The following is an 18,664-nucleotide window of genomic DNA, read 5'->3' as shown; positions in this document are numbered from 1 at the left end:
TAGAATATGGAGGACATAACGGGACTGCGGAGTGCGCAGCGGTGGTTCCGTTTCCGCGGGGAACAATCTCGGGCGGCGCCTGGCGGATGATAAAAGCAGACCACGGGCCTGGTTTGGAAAAAACGGAACCCTTTGCTCATAAAACCCCGTCTTGAAATTGGAGCAATGTATGAAAACGGGGATACGGGCGGAACGCCGGTATCCATTCCAGGGCTTTCAGGTTTCCCGCGCCGGAATCTGTGTGTCTCGCCTTGGGGCACAGGCTCGATTGACCAAAACAGCCTCGTTGGTCATGTATGGACCTGTTTTGGCTGTTTTTTCAGAGTGGCCGGAAAAGGCGGCTGCCGCCCCGGACGGGAATCCGGCGGCGGGGAATTTCCTCTCCGGCAGCTAATGAAAAGCCTGCAGAGGAGACACTTTTTCCCAGGACAGCGGTCTGCAGTTCATGATCAACACATCTCCCCAATCAGCGGCCGTAAAATAGAAATTCCTTCTCTGTGCCCGTTCCGGCGAAATCACAAAAAAATATTCAAAATTTTATGCGCTCTGCGAATTGAACCCCGGTTGAGGACATGTTATATTGTATTTGTCCTCAAGAATACGAATTCACATGGTAATAGCTATGATTACAATGACTGAAATTGCAAGGCTGACCCACGTATCCCAGCCCACAGTATCCCGGGTGCTTAATGGCAGCCAAACAGTCGCTCCGGAGATTCGGGAACGAGTGCTGGCCTGCGCCAGGGAACACGACTATCAGTTCAACGCCCTGGCAAAAGGGCTGCAAGGCAGCAAGACCCAGCTTCTGGGAGTGCTGGTCACCGACATCTCCAACGGCTTTTTTGCTGACCTTGCCAAACAGATTGAGACGGCGGCCCGGAAACGCGGGTACAGCATGATCCTGTTCAACAGCGACTACAACCCTCAGAATGAACAGGAGTACCTGGATGTGGTCCGCCGCTATCGGGTGGACGGCGTCCTGGCGGTTCCCATCCGGGAAACCAGCGCCGAGTGGCAGGAATATGTTAAAAAGCTGGATGTCCCCATTGTCACCGTTACCCGCCGGGCCAAGGGCCTGGATTCAGTCTATGTGGATCACATCCAGGCCGGTTCCATGGTGGCGTCGCACCTGCTGGAACAGGGCTTCCGCCGTTTCCTCTTTATCGGAAAGGACTACGATGGGAAATATGTGGGATTTCGTCAGAAGCTTGTTCAAACGGGCTATGGCGAACAGACGGCAAATCTTGTCTATCAGGACGATGTCCAGCTGAAGCAAGCCCTGGAAGGCTGGTTCCGTCAAGCTTCAGAGCGCGGGGCCGTCTTTGCCGGCAACGACATTTACGCCCTGCGGGTGCTGGACGCCCTGCGCAAGCTGGATGTTTCCATCCCGGAGGAGGTCGGCGTCATCGGCTTTGACGACACCTCTACCGGCCGCTATCTCAATCCCCGGCTGAGCAGCGTATCCCAGCCCATTGCACAGATGGCGCAGGAAGCTGTAGCGCGTCTGCTGGACCGGATCGAGCACCCTGGGCAGCGGGAGGTTCTGGATTACCCACTTTCAGCGGAACTGGTGCTGCGGGAGAGCACATAAAAAGGACGGCGTCTGGTTGTCCTTTTTTTGGGATTGTCAAGAATACGTATTCTTTAAATGGCTTGCCTATCTGCTCCAAGTGGAGCTGAAATAAAAAGGAAGGGAACATGCGCTATGGACTACAAAAAAACAGCCCAGGAAATCTATGAAAAGGTAGGCAGAAAGGAGAACCTCGTCTCCGCCGCTCACTGCGCCACCCGGCTGCGGCTTGTGCTGGCGGACAACGCCAGGTGCGACGCCAAGGCTGTGGAGGACATCGACGGGGTCAAAGGGGTGTTCAGCGCCTCGGGCCAGCTCCAGATCATCCTGGGCACCGGTACGGTAAACAAGGTCTATGACGAGTTTATCGCCATCTCCGGTCTCACCGCCGCCACCAAGGAAGAGGTGAAGGCTGCCGCCGCCGCCAAACAGAACATCTTCAAGCGGGCCATCAAGTGCCTGGGAGATATCTTTGTTCCCATCATCCCCGCCATCGTAGCCAGCGGCTTCCTCATGGGCATTATGGAAGCGCTGAACTTCATGGTAAACAACGGCTTCCTGAATATTGACACCTCCGGCTCAATCTATGTTTTCGCCAATCTTTTTGCCAATACAGCATACGTATTCCTGCCGATTTTAATCGCCTATTCCGCCGCAAAAGCCTTTGGCGGCAATCCCTACCTAGGTGCGGTCATCGGTATGCTGATGATTCATCCCGACCTGCAAAACGCCTGGACGGTGGCTACAGAAGGCGTGCTTCGGACCCAGAGCGTGTGGTTTGGACTGTATGAGGTGGACCTGGTGGGCTATCAGGGCCATGTGATTCCGGTGATCATCGCCGTATGGGTGATGTGTTTTATCGAAAAGAGACTGCACAAAATCGTCCCGGCCATGTTTGACCTGTTTGTCACCCCCCTGGTCAGCGTGTTCGTCACCGGCTATCTGACTTACTCCGTCATCGGTCCCATCTTTGTCACCATTGAAAACAGCGTCATCGGCGGTATTCAGACCCTGCTCACTCTGCCCCTGGGCCTGGGCAGTCTCATGATGGGCGGCCTGTACTCCACCACCGTGGTGGCCGGCATCCACCATATGTACACGGTCATCGACATGGGCCAGCTGTCCATGTACGGCGTAACCTACTGGCTCCCCCTGGCCTCCGCCGCCAATATGGCCCAGGGAGCAGCCACCCTGGCGGTGGCCCTCAAGACTAAAAACGGCAAGACCAAGTCCGTAGCTCTGCCCTCTGCCTTCTCCTGCTTCATGGGCATCACTGAGCCCGCCATCTTCGGCGTCAATCTGCGCCACTTCAAGCCCTTTATTTGCGGCGCCATTGGCGGGGCGGCAGGCGCTATGTACGCCTCCCTGGCAGGCCTGGGGGCCAGCGGCACTGGCGTGACCGGTCTGTTCGGCCTGCTGCTCTGTCTCAATGACCCCATCAATTACATCATCATGGCCGCCATCGCCATCGGCGTGTCCTTCGCCCTCACCTGGATGTTCGGCTACAAGGACGCCGCCCCTGCGGAGAAAAAAGCTGCTCAGCCCCAACCCGCCGTCCCCGCGATCCAGTGCCGGCCCGGCGCCGTGTACGCCCCCGTGTCCGGTACGGTCATCCCCTCCGAGGAGATTCCCGACGAAACCTTTGCCGCGGGCGTTCTGGGCCAGGGCGTGGGAATCCGGCCCGAAAACGGGGTTGTGGTTGCCCCCTTCGATGGAGAAATCTCCTCTGTCACCGACACCAGGCACGCAGTGGGCATCTCCTCCCCCGACGGCATGGAGCTGCTCATCCACGTGGGTATAGACACCGTCGCCATGAACGGTGATGGCTTTGAATGCTTCGTTCAGGAGGGCCAGCAGGTAAAGGCCGGAGACAAACTGATTGCCTTTGACCGGGAGAAAATCGCCGCCGCCGGACACCCCGACGTGGTAGTGATTCTGGTAACCAACTCCGATGATTACGAGAATCTCACCATTCAAACCGGAGCCTGCAATGTGCTGGACAAGGTCATTCAGGTCTGATATGATATAGGCGGCACAGCTGAACACCGGCAGATACCGGTTTTCAAACAGCGGCAGAGCCGCTGACGGGTAAGACCAAACCCCTGTGCCGGCTATGAAGTCCACCGCAAGGCCGTTTTGCGGCCTGCGCGGCGAATGATCGCCGCGCTTGCTGAAAAGAAGCGGATGCTTCTTTTCAACTGCGGTGACCATAGCAGCAAATCCGCAAAAATTTTCCAGGGAGGCCGCTTTTATATGAAGGACATCACTGCTGTTGGAGAAATTCTGATTGACATGACCCAGACCGGTCTCAGCGAAGCGGGAGTCCCCCTGTTCGCAGCCAACCCCGGTGGGGCGCCGGCCAATGTGGCTGTAGCGGCCTCCCGCCTGGGGGCCTCCACGGCATTCATCGGCAAGACAGGCAGAGACCCGTTCGGCGCCTATCTGCGCAGGGTACTGGAAGACGACTTTGTGGACTGCTCCGGGATGCACACTGGAGACCAGCCCACCACCATGGCTATCGTCTCGGTGGACAGCACCGGGGAGCGCAGTTTCAGCTTTGTCCGGGGAGCGGACTGTGAGCTTTCCCCCGACGAAATCAACGAGTCTGCCGTTTGCCGGAGCAAATTTCTCCACTTCGGATCGGTCAGCCTGACCCGGGGGATCGCCCGCGGCGGAACCATCTTTGCCGCCCGGGCCGCCCATCTGGCAGGGGTGCTGGTGAGCTACGACCCCAATTACCGCCCCGCCCTGTGGCGCAGTGAGGCCGAGGCGGCGGAGTGGATGCGGGTTCCCCTGCCCCTGGTAGATGTCATTAAGCTGTCGGAGGAGGAACTGCCCCTCCTCACCGGTTCCTCCGATCTGGAGGAGGGCAGCCGTCTGCTGGCGGAGCAGGGCATCTCCCTGGTGCTTGTCACCCTGGGCGGCACGGGCAGCTTCTGCCGCTGGCAGGGGGAGTGCTTCACTGTCCCGGGCGTCAGCGTGAAGGTTACCGACACCAACGGTGCGGGGGACACCTTCCTGGGCGCGGTCCTCAGCCGACTGAGCCGCCGGGGGGAGAGGCCTCTGGAGGGCCTGACCGGGGCTGAGCTGAGGGACATTCTGGACTTCGCCAACCGGGCTGCCGCCCTCACCTGCGCCCGCAGCGGTGCAATCCCCGCCATGCCCTTACTGGATGAGTTGAGTGACAAATAGGAGGCGCATATTTGTTATGAAATACGCCAAAACAGAATTTACTCGCCGTCTGGCGCGGCACTATGACGAGCTGAAATGGCTGTATCTGGAGCTGTATCGGGACGAGGGCGCTTTCAGCTATTTTACGGGGATGCTGGAGCGCTGCTGGAAGGACCGGAAACAGGCCCTCCGGAACCAGGACGCGAAGCGGGAGGCGGACCCGGACTGGTACCGCCGGCCGGACCTGCTGGGCATGATGCTCTACGTGGACGCCTTCGCGGGGAACCTGAGGGGCGTCAAGGAAAAGCTGGGATATCTTCAAGAGTGCGGCGTGAACTATCTCCATCTCATGCCCCTGCTGGATACCCCCAGGGGACGCAGCGACGGAGGCTATGCCGTCAGCGACTTCCGGGCCGTCCGTCCCGACCTGGGAACCATGGAGGACCTGGAAAAGCTGGCCGATGCCTGCCGGAGGCAGGGGATCAGCCTGTGTCTGGATTTTGTAATGAACCACACCAGCGAGGATCATGAATGGGCAAAAAAAGCCCGGTCCGGAGAACCGGGTTACCGGGAGCGGTATTTCTTCTATGACAGCTGGGATATCCCCCGGGAGTTTGAGAAGAGCGTCCCCCAGGTGTTTCCCACCACCGCCCCCGGCAGCTTTACCCAGCTGGAGGACGGGCAGATTGTCATGACCAATTTCTACCCCTATCAGTGGGATTTAAACTATGCCAACCCCGCGGTATTCAACGACATGACGGAAAACCTCCTCTTCCTGGCCAACCGGGGAATCGACGTCATCCGCCTGGACGCCATTCCATACATCTGGAAGGAGCTGGGCACCGACTGCCGGAACCTTCCCCAGGTCCACACCCTGGCCCGGCTGCTGCGGATGGTGTGCGAAATCGTGTGCCCAGGCGTGCTGCTGCTGGGGGAGGTGGTGATGGAGCCGGCCAAGGTGGCGCCCTACTTCGGCACGCCGGAAAAGCCGGAGTGTCACATGCTCTACAACGTCACCACCATGGCCACCACCTGGCACACCCTGGCCACCGGGGACGTCTCCCTGCTGCAGCGGCAGATGGAGGCGGTCTGTGCCCTGCCCAGGGACTTTCTGTTCCTCAACTACCTGCGCTGTCACGATGATATCGGCTGGGGACTGGACTATCCCTGGCTGGCGCAGAACTCCGGCGCCGGCGAGGTGGCCCACAAGCGCTATCTGAACGACTGGTTTACCGGGAAATTCCCCGGCAGCGACGCGAGAGGAGAGCTGTATAACGACGACCCCCGTCTGGGCGACGCCAGGCTCTGCGGCACCACCGCCTCCCTCTGCGGACTGGAAACGGCGGAATACGAGGGGGACCCCTTCAAGCGGGAACGGGCCGCTGCCTGTGACCTGACCCTCCACGCCTGGATGCTGTCCCAGAGCGGCATCCCGGTTATCTACAGCGGGGACGAGGTAGGCCGGTTCAACGACTATACCTATCATGACGATCCGGACAAACGGGACGACAGCCGGTATATCCACCGGGGGGCCTTCCAGTGGGACCTGGCGGATGGGCGGAAGGACCCGGATACCTACCAGGGCAGACTCTTCCAGGGCCTGCGGCGGCTGGAGTCCATCCGCGGGTCGGAACCCTGCTTTGACGCGCAGGCGGACGTGAGGGTGGAGGACAGCGGAGATTCCCGGGTGCTGGCCCTGTGCCGCCGGATGGGAGACCGGGAGCTGATCTGCCTGTTCAACTTCAGCAATCAGTTTGTCCGGGCCGGCGCAGACCGGCCGGGGCGCTACACGGAACTGATGTATGGCACGCGCTATGATGATATCCGCCGGGTTGAGCTGTGGCCCAATGGATTTGCATGGCTGCTGAGAGATACGGAACATCCCGAAAAGGAGGCATCTCAATGAAAATACGCTACTTGGGTACTGCCGCAGCCGAGGGCTGGCCCGCCCTCTTCTGCTCCTGCCCCATCTGCACCCATGCACGGATACAGGGCGGCAAAAACCTGCGCACCCGCACCCAGGCCATTCTGGACGGTGAACTGCTGATTGATTTTCCTCCGGACACCTACTGCCACGCTCTGCAATACGGTTTGGAGCTGGCTAAAATCCACACTCTGTTGGTGACCCACAGCCATATGGATCACTGGTTTCCCACCGATTTAATTCACCGCCATGAGCACTTCGGCCATGGGGCGGCAGGTACTCTGGAGATCTACGGCAGTCAGGCGGTCAAGGACACTTTTGACGCGCATATTCTTATTGACCGCTTCAAGCCCCACCCCATTGACGGTGTGGTGAATTTCCATGTTATCCGCGGCGGCGACCGCATCCAGGCAAATGGCTGGGAGATTGCCGCCGTCCCCGCCGACCATGACAAGCGTGAGGAATGTCTGGTTTACATCTGCAAAAAGGACGGTAAAACGGTTTTTTACGGCCATGATACCGGCGTCAACCTGAGTCCTGATGCATGGGCGCTTATCACAGCTGAACACTACGACCTCATCAGTCTGGACGCCACGATGGGCAAAAAGACGATTCCGGGCTATCACATGGGCCTGCCCAACGATGAAGCTATGTTTCAAAGGCTGACGGAGCTGGGATGCGCGGACGAACACACGGTCAAGGTAATCAACCACTTCAGCCACAATGGCGGGATGACTCACGACCAATTGGCCGCATGGGGCGCCGAACGAAATATTCTTGCGGCCTATGACGGCATGGAAATTGAATTTTAACAGAAAGGAAGTATCCCCGCAAAAAGCCTTGAGTGCGCTGTCACCGATTCCCCGGCATTCCCGCCAGTCCCGCCGGCCTGCCGGAAGAAGCTGCCGAGGGCATGGCCGACGGCAGCCTCTTCCGGCCGGAGACCTTCCTGACCATCGGCATCGACGGGCTATCCATCTTCCCCGCCTCAGTCCTGCCTCTCCGGGCGGAGATTCGCAAGTCCATTGCAAAAACCTGAAACAGCCGGAGTGCTGTCCCCCCAAAAAAAGAAGCCAGAAACTAAAACAGTGCAGGGGCACAGGGCCACTGCACTTTATCAAACAGGAGTCGGAGGAACCGTTATGATCAGCGAAACATTGCAGAAAGCCCGGGCGTTTGAGGCCCAATACGGCCCCCATATTCCCGACAGCGAGCGTCCCGCGTTCCATGCCACTCCCACCATCGGCTGGATGAACGATCCCAACGGCTTTTCCTTCTATAAGGGCGAATGTCACCTGTTCTACCAATATTACCCCTATTCCAACGAATGGGGCCCCATGCACTGGGGGCATCTGAAAACCCGGGATTTCCTCCGATGGAAACGCCTGCCCGCCGCCCTGGCCCCGGACCAGGAGTATGATTCTTCCGGGTGCTTCTCCGGCGGCGCGGTAGAGCTGCCCGACGGACGGCAGCTGCTGATGTACACCGGCGTTCAGCGGAGCCACAATGCCGACGGTTTCCTCCAGGATGTGCAGACTCAGTGCGTGGCCGTGGGGGATGGCGTGAACTACGAGAAGTGGGGAGGCAACCCCGTCCTGGATGGGAAGGATCTGCCCGAGGGCGGCAGCACCACCGATTTCCGGGACCCCAAGGTCTGGCGGGACAAGGACGGGGATTTCTACGCCGTCATTGGCAACCGGACCGCCGACGGCAGCGGCGCAATTCTCCTCTATCGGGGCATTGAAGACTTCAAAGGGGAGTTTGTCCGCACGCTGGACCAGTGTCACAACCAGTATGGAAAGATGTGGGAGTGCCCGGATTTCTTTCCTCTGGACGGGAAGCAGGTGCTGATGACCAGCCCCCAGGACATGAAGCCCGTAGGTCTGGAGTTCCACGCCGGAAACGGGACCCTCTGCCTGATTGGTGAATACGACCCTGAAAAAGGATTTTTCCGGCAGAGTGCGCAGGCCATTGACTACGGCCTGGACTTCTACGCCCCCCAGACGCTGGAGGCCCCGGATGGGCGGCGGATCATGATCGCCTGGATGCAGAACTGGGACACGGTCAACTCCAAGCCCTATCACTGCCGGTGGTTTGGGCAGATGACCCTGCCCCGGGAGCTGTCCCTGAAAGACGGGCGGCTGATTCAGAACCCCGTCCGGGAGCTGGAGGCGTACCGGGGGGCCCGGGCGATCCATCAGAACATTCCCGTCTGCGGCGAAATCAACCTCCCCGGCGTCCGGGGCCGGGTGCTGGACATGACCGTCACCGTCCGTCCCACCGGTCCGGAGCTCTACCGCTGGTTCCGTGTCCGGGTGGCCAAGGACGGGGAGCATGAGACGAGCATTCGATACCGCCCGGACCAGGGCACGCTGAAGCTGGACCGCATCCGCAGCGGCCTGCCCCGTGATATTGTCCATACCCGTTCTTTTTTAGTGCGGCCCCGGAATGGTGAAATCAAATTGCGAATCATTCTGGATCGCTATAGTCTGGAGGTCTTCGTCAACGACGGTGAGCAGGCGGCCAGCGCGGTGATTTACACCCGGCAGGAGGCGGACGCCATTACCTTCGAGGCCGGCGGCTCCGTGATGATGGACGTAGAGAAGTACGACCTGGACTTTTTCTAAATCGACGTTCACGTTGACGGTTCATTTGCAATCAATTAGACGCGCTGACCCCGGTTCAGAAAATCCCGCCCTCAGGGCGGGATTTTTGCTTTGCACCCACGTCCTCCCTCCCACAAAGAAAACAGCCCCCTCCCCGGCCGCCGGACAACCCGGCGGTTCCTGGAAGGGCCTGCCGGTTCAGCCTGTTTCCCTGCTGCCTCACGGGCCCTGCCCGCCGGGCATTTCTCCGGTTCCGGCCATCGTGTTCGCCCGGCGCTTCCGCTTCTGTGATCTTGTCACGGAAGCCGCCCATGATTTCTGATATCATGCGTACAGTCACCGCAGCTGAAGCGAAGCAGAGGCTTCCGTTCAGCCCTGCGGCGGACCTCACGGTCAGCACCCGGGAAAATCCGGACGGCCCGCCGCTGCCTGAAAATCGGTATATACTGATTTTCAGGTGTGCTGACCGTACAATCCATGAGGGAGGGCATGTTATGGAACCCAAAACAAGAACGAGACGAAAGGCCTTCGCTGACACTGATCTCTGCGTTGCCTGCGGCTGCTGCGCCAGGGTCTGTCCGATGAACGCCATACAGATTCGGAACGGAATTTACGCCCGGGTGGACAGGACGCGCTGCGTGGGCTGCGGGAAGTGCGCAAGGGAATGCCCCGCGTCCGTCATTGAGATTCGGGAGGCGCAGGCATGAAAAGCACAAAAAACCCGAAAAACCAGAAAAAACGCTGGTATGACTATCTGTGGATGGTAGAGCTGACCTATATGGCGCTGGGTTTTTTCAATATCCTGTTTGCCTGGCTGGGCATGCTGTTTTTCTGCATTCCGCTTATCATTTCACTGGTCAAAGGCACCAAGGGCTATTGCAACCGGTACTGCGGCCGGGGACAGCTGTTCGGCCTGCTGGGAGGCCGGTTTGGGCTGTCCCGAAAAAAGGATATTCCCAGGTGGATGAAGAGCAGGGGATTCCGCTATGGATTTTTGCTGTTCTTCTTCGTCATGTTTTTCCAGATGCTCTGGAACACGTATCTGGTGTTTGCCGGGGCGCGGACGCTCAGGCAGGCGGTGACGCTGCTGTGGACCTTCAAGCTGCCCTGGCACTGGGCCTATCACGGCACCCTCTTTTCCCCCGGCGTCGCTCAGTTCGCCTTCGGCTTTTACAGCGTCATGCTGACCTCCACCGTCCTGGGCCTCATCACCATGGTTCTGTTCAAGCCCCGCAGCTGGTGCGTCTGCTGCCCCATGGGAACCATGACCCAGCTGATCTGCAAAGCGAAAAGCCCGAAGGGTGACATTGTCACGGAAGAGCCGTGACGCTTCTGGTATCATAGAATCACCACATCAGAAAAGGAGGACATACAATGTCTGTCATCAATATTAGCAAGGATAACTTCGCCGGCGAGGTGCTCCGCTCGGACCGGCCCGTTCTTCTGGATTTCTGGGCCCCCTGGTGCGGCCCCTGCCGCATGGTCGGCCCCATTCTGGATGAGATTGCCCGGGAGCGCGCCGACATCAAGGTGGGCAAGATCAACGTGGATGAGCAGCCGGAGCTGGCCGGACAGTTCGGCGTCATGGGCATTCCCGCCATGGTGGTGGTGAAAGACGGAACCGTCGTGAATCAGGCCACAGGCGCAAGGCCCAAAAGCCAGATTCTCGCCCTGCTGTAAGGAGGACGCGCCATGGGATTGTTTGATTTCCTGAGCGGCCCCCGTATTGACCAGGGCGTGAGCGAGTTCCGGGAGATCCCCGGCGCGGTGCTGCTGGACGTCCGCACGCCCCAGGAGTACCGGGAGGGCCACATCCCCGGAAGCCGGAACGCGCCGCTTCAGACCCTTGACCGGGAGGAGGCGGCAGGGAAGGACGCGCCCCTGTTCGTCTACTGCCACAGCGGCGCCCGGAGCAGTCAGGCGGTACGGATACTGACCCGAATGGGCTATTCGAATGTAAAGAATATTGGCGGGATTGCCGCCTATACAGGAAAGGTGGAACGCTGACATGAAGGTAGTCATCATCGGCGGCGTGGCGGGAGGAGCCACGGCGGCGGCCCGGCTGCGGCGGCTGGACGAGACGGCGGAGATTGTGGTGTTCGAGCGGTCGGGATACGTCTCCTATGCCAACTGCGGCCTGCCCTACTACATCGGCGGGGTGATTGAGGACCCCGAGGCCCTGACCCTCCAGACGCCTGAGAGCTTTTTTGCCCGGTTCCGGGTGGATATGCGGGTGCGCCACGAGGTCACCGCCATTCACCCGGAGAGGAAAACCGTCTCCGTGAAGAATCTGGAGACTGGGACGGAATTTGAGGAGCGCTATGACAAACTGATTCTATCCCCCGGAGCCAGGCCCACACAGCCCCGGCTTCCCGGCGTGGGACTGGAAAAGGTGTTTACCCTCCGGACCGTAGAGGACACCTTCCGCATCAAGGACTTTATCAACGCCCATCATCCCGGGTCCGCCGTGCTGGCGGGCGGCGGCTTTATCAGTCTGGAGCTGGCGGAAAACCTGCGGGAGCTGGGGATGGAGGTTACCGTCGTCCAGCGGCCCCGCCAGCTGATGAACCCCTTCGACCCGGACATGGCGGCCTTCATCCACAGCGAGGCCCGGCGGCACGGCATCCGGCTGGCCCTGGGGCAGACGGTGGAGGGCTTTGAGGAGCGGGACGGCGGCGTGGACGTGCTGCTGAAGGACGGGGCTCCCCTCCATGCCGGTATGGTGGTGCTGGCCATCGGCGTCACCCCGGACACCGCCCTGGCGAAGGAGGCGGGCCTGGAGCTGGGCCTGAAGGGCAGTATCGCGGTCAACGACCGGATGGAGACCTCTGTTCCGGACATCTACGCCGTAGGCGACGCGGTGCAGGTGAAGCACTTCGTCACCGGACAGGACGCGGTGATCTCCCTGGCGGGCCCCGCCAACAAGCAGGGGCGCATTGCGGCGGACAACATCTGCGGCGGGGACAGCCGGTATTCGGGGAGCCAGGGCAGCAGCGTTGTAAAGGTGTTTGATTTGACAGCGGCCTCCACCGGCGTCAACGAGACCAACGCCCGGAAGGCCGGGCTGGAGGCGGACGCGGTTGTGCTGTCCCCCATGAGCCACGCGGGCTACTACCCCGGCGGCAGGGTGATGACCATGAAGGTGGTCTTTGAAAAGGGAAGCTTCCGTCTGCTGGGGGCCCAGATTGTGGGCTATGAGGGCGTGGATAAGCGGATTGACGTGCTGGCCACCGCCATCCGCGCCGGAATGACGGCCATCCAGCTCAAGGACCTGGACCTGGCCTATGCGCCGCCCTACTCCTCCGCCAAGGACCCGGTGAATATGGCGGGTTTCATGGTGGAAAATCTGGCCGGCGGCGTTGTGAAGCAGTTCCGCCTGGAGGACGTGAAGACCCTGCCCCGGGACGGCAGCGTGACGCTGCTGGACGTCCGGACCCCCCAGGAGTACGCCGGCGGCGGGATTGAGGGCTTCCGGAACATCCCCGTGGACGCGCTGCGGGAGCGGCTGGGGGAGCTTGAGGCCGGCAAGCCGGTGTATGTTGTCTGCCAGAGCGGCCTGCGGAGCTACATCGCCTGCCGCATCCTGGCCGGACACGGCTTTGAGACCTATAACTTTTCCGGCGGATTCCGCTTCTATGACGCGGTGGTCAATGACCGCCGTCTGATTGAACAGGCCGCGGCGTGCGGCATGGACCTCCCGTGACAAAAATCCCCTCTCTGCGGCAGCCGCAGGGAGGGGATTCCGTTTGCTTGTTTCCAGCTCCGCTTAGTCGTTTCCCAGCTCCGCCAGCCTCTCCCCGGCGGTAAGCTCCACAACGCCCCGGGACAGCTTCACCAGGCCCTCGCTTTGGAAATAGCGGAGAATCCGGGTGATGACCTCCCGGTGGGTCCCCAGGTGCCTGGCGATGGTCTCGTGGGTGATGGACAGCCGGTTCCCGCCCTCAATGGCGGACTCCTCCGTCAAAAACGAGGCCACCCGTTTATCCATGCTTTTCCACATGACCTGCTCCACCAGCCACATGACTTCGGAGAACCGGGCGGCCATGACCTCGTTGGTGTAGTTGGCCGCGGCGGCGGATTCCTCCATGAGGCTCCGGTATGCCTCCGGGGGAATTACCCAGAGCTCCGTGTCCTTCTCCGCCTGGATGGTGATGTCGAATTGTACGCTTTTCAGCACGCAGGAGGCGGAAAACAGGCAGATATCCCGGTCAAACAGGCGGTAGACGGTGATTTCCCGGCCCTCGTCCGAGAGGATATACGCCCGGAGCTGGCCGGATTTCAGCAGCAGCAGCCCGGCGCAGTCCGTGCTGCCGTTGTGAATGACGGCCCCTTTTTGAATCTGCCGGAAGGCCAGACCGGCAAGGATGCGGTCCTGCTGGGCCTTTGTCAGTTGATCCCATATGGGAAAACAGCTTTGAAACTCCATGATGCCGTCCCCGGGCCATGCCGTCCGCCAGCTTCACGTGCCGGCGCGATGGTCATGGCTGGCCCTCCTTTCCCCGTGGTTTCGCCGGGTTAGTCTGCCGCTCTGACGCTCAGGCCTCCCCCAGGGCATGGGGCAGGAAGTAGCGGATCTGCTTTTTCCACCAGGGCCAGTCGTGATTCACGTCGTGTCCCCAGTAGTCCACCCAGGCGTGGACGCCCTTGCTCCGCAGCACGGCGTCCAGACGGCGGGTGCCCGCCAGCAGGGGTTCCTCCCAGGCCCCCTGACCCACGCAGATCATAATCTTCCGCTGGTTGTACAGCCGGAGATAGGGGTGGTCCTCCGGCATCCCGGCAATGCTGGCGCAGGGGTCGTTGGCGTAGACCACCTCGTCCATGTATCCGTTGTACATGTCATAGGTGTCGTAAACGCCGGAGAGGGCGATGACGCTGTCGAAGACGTCCGGCCGCCGGAAGAAGAAGTTGCCCGCGTGATAGGCCCCCATGGAAAAGCCTGTGACCAGCAGGCTTTGTCCTGTGCCGTTGAGCTCCCGAACCCGGGGAACCAGCTCCTCCATCACATAGCTGAACCAGCCCTCGTGAAGCCGGACCCGGTCATAGGGATTGCCCTCCACCAGGGAGAGGGTTTCCCCGTCGATGGTGTCGGCAGTGAAGAGCTGGATTTTCCCGCTCTCCAGATAGTCCCCCAGGGTCTCCAGCATGCCGAAGCCCTCCCAGTCGAAAAAGCGGCCGTTCTGGCAGGGGAAGACCAGCACCGGCTTGCCGCCCTGACCGTAGACCTTGAATTCCATGTCCCGGTTTAAGTGGCGGCTGTATTCCTTAAAGTATTGGATGTTCATAGCTGTCTCCTTTCATGTTCAGCCCCGGGGGGAAAAGCTGGCTTCCAGAGCCCGGAGCTCCTCCAGACCGATCATGCGGTTGAAGGCGGGGAAATCCACCTCCCGTTCCATGCAGGGCCGCAGGTCCCCGGTTTCCCGCAGCAGGTCCCCCGCCGCCTTCGTGGCGGCGTAGAGGGGAGCCATCGGGCAGATGGCGATGCGGAAGCCCATGCTGAAAAGGCGGTCCGCCGTGTCCAGGGGGGGCCTGCTCCACCATGTTGGCCATCAGGGGAGCCCCCACACGGGCGGCGGCGCTCTGGACCTGCTCCGGCGTTTGCAGGGCATCCACAAAAATCACGTCGGCCCCGGCGTCCCGGCAGGCGGCGGCCCGCTGACAGGCGTCGTCAAAGCCTGTGACGGCCACGGCGTCGGTCCGGGCAATCAGCACGGTGTCCGGGTCCCTCCGGGCGTGGACGGCGGCCCGGATTTTCGCCGTCATCTCCTCCCTGGAAATCAGCTGCCTGCCCTCCATGTGGCCGCAGTGCTTGGGCCCTGGTCCTCCAGCTGGATGCCCGCCGCACCGGCGGCCTCGTACTCCGACACGGTCCGGACCACGTTCCGCCATAGCCGTTGTCCGCGTCTGCGATGACGGGGACGGCGGTGCAGGCGCAGGTGCTTCGGAGGGCGGCGGCCATCTCCTGAAAGGAGATGAGGCCGATGTCCGGCCGGCCCAGGACGCTGGCGGACACGCCGCAGCCCGTCATGTACACCGCAGGGAAGCCCGCTGCCTCAATCAGCCGGGCGGACCAGGCATCATAGGCCCCCGGGGCCATGACAATCCGGTCCCCGGCCAGCAGGGCCCGGAGCTGCGCGGCTCCGGTCATAGGTAAAGCCTCCTTTGCAGGTGGGGATGGGAGGCCCTGGGGCCTCTCAACGCGCTGGCCTTATCATAGCAGAAAGTCCCGCCGGACGCAAGGACTCCCTGCCGGCGGGACGTGCCTATTTCCGCATTTTATAACATGCCATGCAGGGGAGGGGCTCTGTCCCCTCCCGTTCTTCCTCCATGCTTTCAGGGGATGGGCGGCCCCTGCATGAAGGAACACGCCTCCGTCCTCCGCCGGAGGGCCGGCGTTCCTCTCCCCAAGGCCACGGAAGCGTACAGGGACCAGCCTTCCGGCTGGTCCCTGCGGCGGGGGGACGCGCAAAGCGCGTTACTTCTGAATGGAGGCGGCAATGGCGTCGGCCAGGGCGTCGATCTCCGACTCGTTATCCGCCTTGAGGGAGGAGGTAACGGTCATCTCCTCGTCCAGAACGGTCATGTTTTTCAGGCTCTCGATTTCCTCCCGCATCAGCGCGCCGGAGCGGGGGGCCCAGGAGCCGCTGCCCATGATGGCAACGGTGCGCTTCTGGAGGTTCAGGGCCTTCATGTCCATCAGGAAGTTGTGCATGGGCGGGAAAATCCCCAGGTTGTAGGTGACGGAGGCCAGAACCAGGTGGCTGTACTTGAAGAGGTCCGAAATCAGATAGCTGACATGGGTGCTGGACACGTCGTAGAGCCGGGTGTTGGTGACGCCCCGGGCGGTGAGCTTGGAGGCCAGAACCTCGGCGGCGGCCTCGGTGTTGCCGTACATGGAGGCGTAGACAATCATGACGCCCTTTTCCTCCGGCTCATAGGTGGCCCAATGGGTGTATTTGTCGATGATATAGCCCAGGTCCTTCCGCCAGATGGGACCGTGGAGGGGGCAGAGCATCTTGATGTTGTCCAGGCCCACGATGCTGGCGGCCTTGTTCAGCAGGGCGACAACCTGGGGACCGTACTTGCCCACGATGTTGGTGTAGTACCGCCGGGCGTCGTCGATCCACTCCCGGTCAAAGTCCACCTCGTCGGCGAAGAGCTTGCCGTCCAGAGAGCGGAAGGAGCCGAAGGCGTCGGCGGAGAAGAGGACGCCGTTGGTGGTGTCGAAGGTGACCATGGCCTCGGGCCAGTGGACCATGGGGGCATAGACAAAGGCCACGGTGTGTTTGCCGAAGCACTTGGTATCCCCCTCGGCCACCTCTTCAATGGCGCTGGGGTCCAGGCCAAAACCGAACTGGTTGAGCAGAGTGACCGCCTTAGGAGTGGTGATGATCCTCACGTCGGGCCAGCGCAGGAGAATTTCCTCGATAGACGCGGCGTGGTCCGGCTCCACATGGTTGATGACCAGGTAGTCCAGAGGACGGCCCGCCAGAACGGCCTTGACATTGGTGATGAACTGCCGGCCCACGGCCCAGTCGGCAGTGTCGAAGAGGACAGTCTTCTCGTCCAGCAGGACATAGGCGTTGTAGGAAACGCCGTGGTACAGGGGGTGGATGTTCTCAAACAGGGCCAGCCGGTGCTCGTCCGCGCCTACCCAGTACAGGTCGTCGGTGACCATGCGGTAATTATACATAGAGAGTTTCCTCCTTATCGTTCAATAGCAGTTGTGGTGTACCATCAAAATATCGTCAAACCGGCCGGCCTTCAGGTCCTCTGGCTTGATGAAGAAGCAGAAGGTGTCTGCATCGCACCTCTGGGACAGGAGCGTCAGGTCGAACTGGAACAGCAGGACGGAATAGGCGGCATACGCCGTGTCCTCCAGGCGCAGGTCGTCGCTGCGCAGGGATGGGTGCCCCCCCAGCTTGAAGCCCCAGTTGCCAAAATCCTCGGTCAGGTCCATCACGCCGCCGCAGTCGCCGAGGTCGTAGCCTTCGGGATTCTCGTCCGGCTCGCCGGCCTCCTGACGCTGGTAATCCGCCAGAAAGAGCTTTTCCACCGTTTCTGCCCCGGTCTCAGAGCCCAGGTCGAAGAAAAATCCCTCTACGCCAAGCCCCAGTGTAGCAACCTCCTCTGCGGAGGCAAATTTCATGCCGCCGGTGACCTTGTCCATGGCCCAGCGCGTCTCAGGGACCTCATCCGGGTGGGCGGGGCCGTCCTCAGGGACCTCCGGATACCAGCGCACCTGAAAGAAGCCAGCGTCCTGTTTCCACGCGAAGCTGTCCTCATAGAAAGACTCGAACTTCTCCTCCTCTGTGCAGAGGAAGAATTGCAGCAGACCGCGTTCCGGAAAGTCCTTCAAACGGGGGACCTGGGCAAAGTTGATCTGTGCCATAAATTCCAACTCGGACGCTTCCGTCCCGGCGGGGAGGCAGTAATCCCCACCGAATCTGCTGTCTGTGGGACCGGGTGTTTCGTCAGGCTCTGGGATAATGCGGACACAGGGAAGCTTTGTGGACTCCAGAACCGACAGGATTTGTTCCTTTGTGACCATACTTCTTTTTTACGCCTCGATCTCAATAAACTGGTCTGCCGGTTCGCCGCAGTGGGGGCAGGTCCAGCCCTCGGGCAGGTCCTTGAAGGCGGTGCCGGGCTTGACTTCGTTCTCCGGGTCGCCCTGCATGGGGTCGTACTCGTGACCGCAGCCGTTGCAGATATAGAGCTTCCGGGGCTGATAGACCTTTTTGGGAACCTGCCGCTTCATTTTCACCATAGGCGGCGCGGGCTGCTTTTCCCCGGTGTCCAGGGCGGCGGTGAGCAGCGGGAGAATTTCCATCACATCTCCCACGATGCCATAGTCGCAGTTCTTGAAGATTTTCGCATTGGGATTTTTATTGATCGCCACAATACAGGACGCGTCCTTGATGCCCTTCAGGTGCTGAATGGCGCCGGAGATGCCGCAGGCAATATAGAGATTTCCCTTGAACTTCTGGCCGCTCATGCCCACATAGCGGTTCAGGGGCACGTATTTCAGCGTCTCGGCCACAGGACGGCTGGAGCCGATGGCGGCGCCGGCGGCTTTGGCCAGGTCCTCAATCAGCTTCATGTTCTTTTTCTCCCCGATGCCCTGACCGGCGGAAACCACCCGCTCCGCCTGGGTGATGGGGGTGTCCAGGGGGATGCCCACGGTGAAGTCGTGGCCGTCCTTCTTCAGGCTGGCCACCAGGGCCTCCACCTTCTCCTGAGGGGCGCCGTCCTTGAAAATCTGGCGTTTTCTCGCCCCGGTCTCAGGGCCTCTGGGGCCCGCGGCGGGGGCGGAGGCCTCTTTGGCGGCCTTGCCCAGAATGTGGGAGGCGATGACCACCCGCTGAATTTCGTTGGTGCCCTCGTAGATGGTGG

19 protein-coding genes are annotated in these 18,664 nt (G+C 60.9%); 12 read left to right on the top strand and 7 right to left on the bottom strand.

Annotated elements, in window-relative coordinates; all coding sequences use genetic code 11:
* Window positions 1-622: 622 nt before the first annotated feature.
* The 12 genes from Q0063_RS04210 (at window position 623) to Q0063_RS04155 (ending at window position 12,974) form a co-directional block, all read left to right on the top strand.
* Window positions 623-1,591 carry a LacI family DNA-binding transcriptional regulator gene (locus tag Q0063_RS04210; protein ID WP_297870729.1) on the top strand — a complete coding sequence of 323 codons (969 nt, stop codon included), beginning with the start codon at window positions 623-625 and terminating at the stop codon, window positions 1,589-1,591.
* Window positions 1,592-1,705: 114 nt separating this feature from the next.
* Window positions 1,706-3,589 (top strand): PTS transporter subunit IIBCA, encoded by a 1,884-nt coding sequence (locus Q0063_RS04205; protein WP_297870728.1) that lies wholly within the window; start codon window positions 1,706-1,708, stop codon window positions 3,587-3,589.
* Between the two features lie 234 nt (window positions 3,590-3,823).
* Window positions 3,824-4,762, top strand: a complete 939-nt coding sequence (locus Q0063_RS04200) for a carbohydrate kinase family protein (protein WP_297870727.1) — start codon at window positions 3,824-3,826, stop codon at window positions 4,760-4,762.
* Between the two features lie 16 nt (window positions 4,763-4,778).
* Window positions 4,779-6,647, top strand: coding sequence for an amylosucrase (locus Q0063_RS04195; protein ID WP_297870726.1), 1,869 nt, complete (start codon window positions 4,779-4,781; stop codon window positions 6,645-6,647).
* Window positions 6,644-7,477, top strand: a complete 834-nt coding sequence (locus tag Q0063_RS04190) for an MBL fold metallo-hydrolase (RefSeq protein WP_297870725.1) — start codon at window positions 6,644-6,646, stop codon at window positions 7,475-7,477. The genes Q0063_RS04195 and Q0063_RS04190 overlap by 4 nt, the downstream gene beginning before the upstream one ends.
* Window positions 7,478-7,509: 32 nt before the next feature.
* Window positions 7,510-7,704, top strand: a complete 195-nt coding sequence (locus Q0063_RS04185; RefSeq protein WP_297870724.1) for a hypothetical protein — start codon at window positions 7,510-7,512, stop codon at window positions 7,702-7,704.
* A gap of 103 nt (window positions 7,705-7,807) precedes the next feature.
* The gene (locus Q0063_RS04180) at window positions 7,808-9,292 is read left to right on the top strand and encodes a glycoside hydrolase family 32 protein (protein WP_297870723.1); all 1,485 of its coding nucleotides are present in this window, start codon (window positions 7,808-7,810) and stop codon (window positions 9,290-9,292) included.
* A gap of 473 nt (window positions 9,293-9,765) precedes the next feature.
* The gene (locus Q0063_RS04175; RefSeq protein WP_297870722.1) at window positions 9,766-9,978 is read left to right on the top strand and encodes a 4Fe-4S binding protein; all 213 of its coding nucleotides are present in this window, start codon (window positions 9,766-9,768) and stop codon (window positions 9,976-9,978) included.
* Entirely contained in the window at window positions 9,975-10,598 is a 624-nt protein-coding gene (locus Q0063_RS04170) for a 4Fe-4S binding protein (RefSeq protein WP_297870721.1), read from the top strand. Before Q0063_RS04175 ends, Q0063_RS04170 begins: the two co-directional genes overlap by 4 nt.
* A gap of 47 nt (window positions 10,599-10,645) precedes the next feature.
* The gene (gene trxA, locus Q0063_RS04165) at window positions 10,646-10,951 is read left to right on the top strand and encodes a thioredoxin (protein WP_297870720.1); all 306 of its coding nucleotides are present in this window, start codon (window positions 10,646-10,648) and stop codon (window positions 10,949-10,951) included.
* A 12-nt stretch (window positions 10,952-10,963) separates the two neighbouring features.
* Window positions 10,964-11,278, top strand: a complete 315-nt coding sequence (locus Q0063_RS04160; RefSeq protein WP_297870719.1) for a rhodanese-like domain-containing protein — start codon at window positions 10,964-10,966, stop codon at window positions 11,276-11,278.
* Window position 11,279: 1 nt separating this feature from the next.
* The gene (locus Q0063_RS04155) at window positions 11,280-12,974 is read left to right on the top strand and encodes an FAD-dependent oxidoreductase (protein ID WP_297870718.1); all 1,695 of its coding nucleotides are present in this window, start codon (window positions 11,280-11,282) and stop codon (window positions 12,972-12,974) included.
* A 63-nt stretch (window positions 12,975-13,037) separates the two neighbouring features.
* Here the strand turns inward: Q0063_RS04155 and Q0063_RS04150 are convergent, their stop codons facing one another.
* The 7 genes from Q0063_RS04150 to Q0063_RS04120 all read right to left on the bottom strand — a co-directional run.
* Complete coding sequence (locus Q0063_RS04150) at window positions 13,038-13,697, bottom strand: Crp/Fnr family transcriptional regulator (protein WP_297870717.1); 660 nt, start codon at window positions 13,695-13,697, stop codon at window positions 13,038-13,040.
* A gap of 109 nt (window positions 13,698-13,806) precedes the next feature.
* Window positions 13,807-14,553 carry an esterase family protein gene (locus Q0063_RS04145; RefSeq protein ID WP_297870716.1) on the bottom strand — a complete coding sequence of 249 codons (747 nt, stop codon included), beginning with the start codon at window positions 14,551-14,553 and terminating at the stop codon, window positions 13,807-13,809.
* Entirely contained in the window at window positions 14,534-15,031 is a 498-nt protein-coding gene (locus Q0063_RS14680; protein WP_367180325.1) for an isocitrate lyase/phosphoenolpyruvate mutase family protein, read from the bottom strand. The genes Q0063_RS04145 and Q0063_RS14680 overlap by 20 nt, the downstream gene beginning before the upstream one ends.
* On the bottom strand, window positions 14,937-15,416 hold the full coding sequence (locus Q0063_RS04135; RefSeq protein WP_297870714.1) for an isocitrate lyase/phosphoenolpyruvate mutase family protein: 480 nt from the start codon (window positions 15,414-15,416) through the stop codon (window positions 14,937-14,939). Before Q0063_RS04135 ends, Q0063_RS14680 begins: the two co-directional genes overlap by 95 nt.
* Before the next feature lie 327 nt (window positions 15,417-15,743).
* Entirely contained in the window at window positions 15,744-16,961 is a 1,218-nt protein-coding gene (locus Q0063_RS04130; protein ID WP_297870713.1) for an FprA family A-type flavoprotein, read from the bottom strand.
* A gap of 21 nt (window positions 16,962-16,982) precedes the next feature.
* A complete protein-coding gene (locus Q0063_RS04125; protein WP_297870712.1) occupies window positions 16,983-17,819 on the bottom strand; it encodes a DUF1963 domain-containing protein in 837 nt (278 codons plus the stop codon).
* 9 nt (window positions 17,820-17,828) lie between these two features.
* On the bottom strand, window positions 17,829-18,664 hold an 836-nt coding region (locus Q0063_RS04120), incomplete at its 5' end, for an FAD-binding protein (RefSeq protein ID WP_297870711.1).

It is taken from the genome of uncultured Oscillibacter sp. (genome assembly GCF_947654275.1).
Lineage (GTDB): Bacteria > Bacillota > Clostridia > Oscillospirales > Oscillospiraceae > Oscillibacter.
Note: the sequence above shows the minus strand (reverse complement) of the source record. Positions and strands in the feature narration are given on the sequence as shown.